Origin of the sequence: Streptomyces torulosus, assembly GCF_001419765.1 — a bacterium.
Lineage (GTDB): Bacteria > Actinomycetota > Actinomycetes > Streptomycetales > Streptomycetaceae > Streptomyces > Streptomyces torulosus.
The window spans coordinates 1-3,430 of record NZ_LIRK01000384.1 but is presented as its reverse complement, the minus strand read 5'-3'; the positions used below and the strand labels follow the sequence as shown (position 1 = coordinate 3,430).

3 protein-coding genes and 1 pseudogene are annotated in these 3,430 nt (G+C 70.7%); 3 read left to right on the top strand and 1 reads right to left on the bottom strand.

Annotated features, from left to right (window positions below; all coding sequences use genetic code 11):
* On the top strand, nucleotides 1-1,108 hold a 1,108-nt coding region (locus AOK23_RS25910), incomplete at its 5' end, for a glycosyltransferase family 87 protein (protein ID WP_240496558.1).
* Here AOK23_RS25910 and AOK23_RS25905 read toward each other — a convergent pair.
* Nucleotides 1,039-1,740 (bottom strand): IS6 family transposase, encoded by a 702-nt coding sequence (locus tag AOK23_RS25905; protein ID WP_420823748.1) that lies wholly within the window; start codon nucleotides 1,738-1,740, stop codon nucleotides 1,039-1,041. The two genes, AOK23_RS25910 and AOK23_RS25905, sit on opposite strands and share 70 nt — an antisense overlap.
* Nucleotides 1,741-1,817: 77 nt before the next feature.
* On the opposite strand from AOK23_RS25905, the pseudogene AOK23_RS25900 reads away from it, so the two are divergent.
* A pseudogene (locus AOK23_RS25900) lies at nucleotides 1,818-2,435 on the top strand (IS5 family transposase); the annotation flags it as partial.
* Nucleotides 2,436-2,863: 428 nt separating this feature from the next.
* Nucleotides 2,864-3,052, top strand: coding sequence for a hypothetical protein (locus AOK23_RS48045; protein ID WP_055715044.1), 189 nt, complete (start codon nucleotides 2,864-2,866; stop codon nucleotides 3,050-3,052).
* The last annotated feature ends 378 nt before the right edge of the window (nucleotides 3,053-3,430 follow it).

The following is a 3,430-nucleotide window of genomic DNA, read 5'->3' as shown; positions in this document are numbered from 1 at the left end:
CCTGGGCCAGACCAGCATCATCCCCGTCCTGCTCGTCCTGGCGGGCTGCTTCGCGGTACGGGGCGAGCGCGCCAGCGGCGTCTTCACAGGAGTCGCCGCCGCCCTCCAGCCCACCGTGCTGCTGTTCGTGCCGCTGCTGTGGTTCACCGGCCGCCGCCGGGCCGCCGCGAGCACCGGGATCACCTTCGCCGCCGCCACCACGCTCGCCTGGGCCGCGATGCCGCACGACTCGTACGCCTACTGGGTGCGCCATCTGGCGGGCGTGGGCCTCGGCGGCCGGGCGGACGATCTCGCCAACCAGTCCCTGCACGGCGCGCTGCTGCGACTCGGCCTCCAAGGCCCCCTGGAGATCACGGTCTTCTTCACGCTGGCCGTCGCCGTCGCCGTGCTCGGCACGCGCCGCGCCATCCGCTACGCGCGCGACGGACAACTGCTGCTCGCCGTCGCGATCACCGGCTGCGTCGTGGTCGCCGTCTCGCCGACGTCCTGGAAGCACCAGCTGCTGTGGGTGCTGCTCGCGGTGGTCGGCCGGGTCGGCAGGAAGGCCTCGGCGCGGTACGTGTGGCCGGTCGCCGTCGTCCTGGTGATGACGCTGCCCGCGAAGATGATGGTGCCGAACGTCGGCGTCCTGTACCCGGTGCGTGACAACGTGGTCCTGCTGGCCGCGCTCGCCTCGGCCCTCGTGGTGCCGTTCTTGTCCCGCGCCTCGGAGTACTACCGGACCCCGATTCCCACCGAGTACGCCCCGAAGGCGCAGACCCGCCTCAGCTGGGCGCCGCTGCTGCGCCGGGCCGCCAGCCGCCCGAACCTGCTGTTCGAACTGCTGCTGATCCGCGTCACCTACGCCGCCTACCAGCGCACCCGGCTGGAGGCGGCCGGCAGCCGGGCCGTCGCCGAGGAGCACGCCCGGCAGGTCCTCGCGGTCGAGAAGGCCCTGTTCCTCGACATCGAGCACTGGTTCAACCACACGGTGGTCGGGATCGGCTGGCTGCGGGGCTTCTTCGACTTCTTGGTTCAGTCGGGCTCGGGGCCTGTTGCTCAGGCCGCTTCGGGCCGGCCGGTGATGTGGTCCCAGATGGCGAAGCGGATGATCATCTCGGTTCGGTAGCCGGGAGCGGTCATCAGGTGGCGGCGGGGCCGGAAGTGGGGTGAGATGCCGCTGAACGCGGACAGGAACCGCTGGGCTGCGCCGGTGCTGCGGAAGCCTTTCATCGCGCGTTCGCGCTGCCGGGTCGGTTGGTGGCTGTTCTCGGCCCGGTTGTTCAGGCCCTTGTGGGAGCGGTGCTCGACGCAGGCCATGACCTCGCGGTGAGCGGCGCCGTAGGAGCGGAGCTTGTCGGTGACGATCACCCGCGGCACCGCACCGGTCTTCTTCATCAGCCTGCGCAAGAAACGCCTGGCCGCAGCCTTGTCCCGGCGGTCCTGCACGAGGATGTCCAGGACGTTGCCGTCCTGGTCGACGGCCCGCCACAGGTACCGCAACCGCCCGTTGATCTTGATGAAGACCTCGTCCAGGTGCCATTTGTCACCAGGCCTGAGCTGCCGGCGGCGCAGCGCGCCTGCGTACCGCTGCCCGAACTTGGCGCACCAGCGGCGCACCGTCTTGTACGAGACGACGATCCCCCGCTCGAGCATCAGCTCCTCGACCTCGCGGAACGACAGCGGGAAGCGGTAGTACAGCCACACGCAGTGGGAGATGACCTCGACCGGGTACCAGTGCCCTTTGTACAACGGAGCCACGGCCCCCACGAACAGCCCCCTCCAGCACGATCCAACCAGAAGATCATCCCACCCGGTCAATCAACGTGACAGCGCCGGACGGCGTATTCGCCCAGCTCAACGGCCTGCTCAGGCAACTCCTACGGGAGAAGGAAGGACGGGAGTCCGAGCCATCGGCCTGCGTGATCGACGCCCAGAGTGTGAAGACCTCCACCAGCGTCCCCGCCTCCAGCCAGGGCACCGATGCCGGGAAGAAGATCGTGGGACGCAAGCGGAGCATCGTCACCGACACGCTCGGACTCCTGCTCGCGGTGCTCGTCACCGCGGCGAGCGTGCAGGACTCCGCCGCCGGCACCCGCCTCATCGACCAGGTCGCCGCCGAGCACCCCGGCATCCGCAAAGTCTGGGTGGACGGCGGCTACCGCCAGCACCTCGTCGAGCACGCCGCGACCCTCGGCATCGACATGGAAATCACCGCCCGCACCCCCGGGACCAGGGGCTTCACCCCGATCCCGAAGCGGTGGACGGTCGAGCGGACCTACGGATGGCTCATGCTCCACCGCCGCCTGGCCCGCGACTACGAAACCCTCCCCGAGCGCTCCGAAGCCATGATCCACCTCGCCATGACCGACCTCATGGCCCGCCGCCTCACCGGCGAGAACACCATCTCCTGGCGCGACTCGACACACCAGACCAAACAGCATATTCCGGGATAAAACATTGGGAGAAAACGACCTCTGAGAGGACGGCACGAAGCTGGCTGCCGGCCCATTGCGTGAGCGGCATGGCAGGGAGCCTCGGCAGGCGGTCCCTGGCTGTCGCCCGGCCGCTGATCAGCGGCTGCCGCGCCGCGAGGTGAGAGGCGCCGCCGCTCGACCGAGAAGGGCGCCACCTGGCTCCGCGTGAACGACGACGCTCACCAGTGGGGCAGCATCGGCGGCGTCGGCGTCGTCACCGGCGGCCCCGACACCTTCGGGCGCGTCTGTGTCGGCACCAACGGACGCGGCCTCCGGTACGGCGACCCGTCTGACCCGACACCCGAGCGGGGCCGCAGGCACGTCGGCCCGCGGCTCCGCCCTCATCTCCCCCGGGAGTCGGTTCCGGAACCGTCCCTCCCGTGCGTGTCCCCGGTGGAGGGGCCGGGGTGCGGCGTTCAGGCGAGCAGGAGCTCCAGTTCGGCCGGCAGGCCCGGGGCGTCTCCGTACGGGACGGCGCGCCGCGGAGTTCGAAGGCCCACCGGTGGGAGGGGGCGCAGCCGAACGTCCGCTCGGAGACGGCCGGAAGGGAGAGTTCGGCGCTGGCCGCCGAGTCCCAGATCAGGGCGAGGCCCTGAAGGTCCGCCGCGGGATCGGTGATCCACCGACCGGTCCGCAGGCCCGGGAACTCATGGGTGAACGAAGCGGGGCCCTCGGGGCGGAAGGCGGCCTGTCCGTGCTGGTGTGGGCGGGCTGTGATCTGGCAGACCAGGGCGGGGAGCGTATCCATGTGCATCTGTCGGTGAGCTCGCGGGGGCACGGTCCCCGGGGTGGCTGGGGTCTGCTTCTGGGCCGTCCGTGGCCGAGCCCGAGCAGACCGCCCGCGACACCGCGAGCGGTCCGCTGCTCGGGTCAGCATGAACTGACTAGGTGTCAGCCCTCCTCGACCGTACGGCGCCTGCGCGCGAAGTAGACCGCGGCGGCGCCGGCCGCCACGACCGCGAGACCGGCACCCG